2 protein-coding genes are annotated in these 1,590 nt (G+C 69.1%); one reads left to right on the top strand and one right to left on the bottom strand.

Translation table 11 applies throughout. The features are described from left to right. On the bottom strand, positions 1-974 hold a 974-nt coding region (locus WAN71_RS02365; protein ID WP_422223790.1), incomplete at its 3' end, for a hypothetical protein. 178 nt (positions 975-1,152) lie between these two features. Between WAN71_RS02365 and WAN71_RS02360 the strand changes: the two genes are divergently transcribed. Continuing rightward, positions 1,153-1,590 (top strand): acyl-CoA dehydrogenase family protein (locus WAN71_RS02360; protein WP_422223789.1); only part of this gene is annotated, 438 nt, incomplete at its 3' end.

Raw genomic sequence — 1,590 nt, 5'->3', positions numbered from 1 at the left:
GTGCCGGTGCGCGGCAGCGGCTCGAGCCGGTATTCGGTGGCCAATCTTCCGGCGTCGTCGACACGCAGCCGCGGCGGGAACTGCGGCGCCGAGTCGATGCCCGGGCCCTCCTCGAAAACCGCTGCTTCCCAGCGGATCTTCGGCTCGAACGCGCGCGCATACGCGGGCATCGAGATCGGAATGCCGACGCCGTCGGCGACGCGCGCCGTGGGTAATTCCCGGGCCGGAAACTCGTCGCGGGCGATCCGGGGCACGGTGCCCCCGACCGCGAGGTCGGCCGCGCTGATGCTGGACTGCTCGACCGCGAGCAACAGTCCCTGCGTGCCCGCCTCGATCACATCGGCCAGCAGCCGAATGACCGACGCGGCGCAGACAGCGGGGTCACCGACGGCCTGCGAGGTGTCGAAGTCGCCCGCGACGTGCGCGAGCGGCACGCCTGCGACCGCGGCCAGCGCGGGGGTTCCGCTGAGGCCCAGTCGGGTCAGGGTCGAGCGCACCCCGACCTCGCGTTGCAGACGAGGGTCGAGGTAAGCGTGGCGCGCGCCGTCCTCCGCGCGGGCCGTCAGCGGCAGACTGCGCGTCTGGCGTGCCGAAGGGGTCAGCGTGGCGCCGCCGTCGCCGGTGAGCACCGCGCCGGCCCCCGTTGCGAGCTCGTTGTCGTCGGCGGCGATCACCAGGGTGCCGTCGCCGGCGCTGCAGATCTGGTCCAATACGGCAGGCGCGCCGCCGAGCGCCTCGGTCACAGGGGTGTCGGCCGGCAGCGACAATGCGGCCAACAGCACCGCACCGTTGCCGCCCTCCAACAGCGGAAAGTCACGTGACACCAACACCACGCGTTGCGCCGTGGCGTCGGGATCGGCAGCGCGGCCCGCGGCGACGGCCATGGTCAGCGCATCCTCGTCGGGCCCCTTGGCCCGCCGGTCGCGCACAGTCCAGGGCGGCAGATAGGTGCCGATCGAGAAGATCTGAGTCATAGAGCCCTGCTGTTGTGGATGGCCGCGCGTTACATCGCTCAAGTAATGATCTATATAGTTATAGCATTCGACTTTACAGCCTGGCGACTGACGGAAGGGTCAACGAACCGTGGGTAATCCCCATCCCGCCAATTTTCACCTACTGTCGGTCCCGGTGCCTACGGTTTAGGAAGCGGCTGTGGTGAATTCGTTCGATGCGTTGAGTGCTCGTGAGCCCGAGTTGGTCAAACTGCGGTTCGCCGTGCGGGACTTCCTCCGCTCCGACCGCGCTGAATTCGGGTGGCAGCCCGGCGTCGACTCATGGTTGGCGGGGTGGGACGACCAGTTCTCCGCGCGGCTGGGCGCGGCCGGATTCATCGGCCTGACCATCCCGCAGCGCTACGGCGGCCACGGGCTGGGGCATCTGCACCGCTACGTGGTGACCGAGGAGTTGATCGCGGTGGGAGCGCCCGTAGCGGCGCACTGGACCGCCGATCGCCAGGTTGCACCGGGCCTGTTGACCTACGGCTCCGAGGAGCAGTGCACACGACTGTTGCCCAAGATCGTTGCGGGCAAGCTGTATTCGGCGATCGGCATGAGCGAGCACGGCGCCGGGTCCGACCTTGCGGCCGTGCAA

Origin of the sequence: Mycobacterium sp., assembly GCF_049280035.1 — a bacterium.
In the GTDB taxonomy this organism is placed as follows: Bacteria; Actinomycetota; Actinomycetes; order Mycobacteriales; family Mycobacteriaceae; genus Mycobacterium.
Note: the sequence above shows the minus strand (reverse complement) of the source record. Positions and strands in the feature narration are given on the sequence as shown.